The organism is Paraburkholderia sp. EG304 (assembly GCF_046543485.1).
GTDB lineage: Bacteria > Pseudomonadota > Gammaproteobacteria > Burkholderiales > Burkholderiaceae > Paraburkholderia > Paraburkholderia youngii.
Map to the genome: position 1 here is coordinate 1 of NZ_JBKGUA010000303.1, position 532 is coordinate 532.

The 532-nt window shown below is 67.1% G+C and carries 1 protein-coding gene; it reads right to left on the minus strand.

Going from position 1 to position 532, the window contains the following annotated elements:
- On the minus strand, window positions 1–517 hold a 517-nt coding region (locus ACLFKU_RS43990; RefSeq protein WP_410853423.1), incomplete at its 3' end, for a condensation domain-containing protein.
- Window positions 518–532 lie beyond the last annotated feature (15 nt).

The following is a 532-nucleotide window of genomic DNA, read 5'->3' on the forward strand; positions in this document are numbered from 1 at the left end:
CCACCGCCTCCGGTGCCCGCCGCACCTGCGCCTCGAACAGCTCATGGATGCACCGCTCCGACGGATACGCCGCCTCCGTGCGGTTCAGCTCCTCCAGCAGATACCCGCGCTCCGCCGCCGGCAGGATATCGATGCGCTCCACCGGCTGGCCCGCGTCCGCAACCATCGCCCGCAGCAGCGCCAGCAGATAACCACGCTGCCGCTCGATCGTCGCCTGATCAAAAAGTGCCGTGGCATAGCTCAGTGTTCCAGCGATCTCCTCGCCATGCTCGCTAAGGCTCAGCTCCAGATCGAACTTGACCTGATCGAGCCCGTCGGCGGCAGCCTCCACACTCAGTCCGGGAAGGTCGAACGACGGACCTGCGTGGTTCTCCCAAGCCAACATCACCTGGAACAATGGCGTGCGGTCAAGCGCCCGGGGCGGCTGCACGATCTCCACCACCTGCTCGAATGGCAGGTCCTGATGCTCCTGCGCCCCCAGGGCCGTACGCCGTGTCCGCTCCAGAAGCGTCGCCACGTCCGGCCCGCCCGA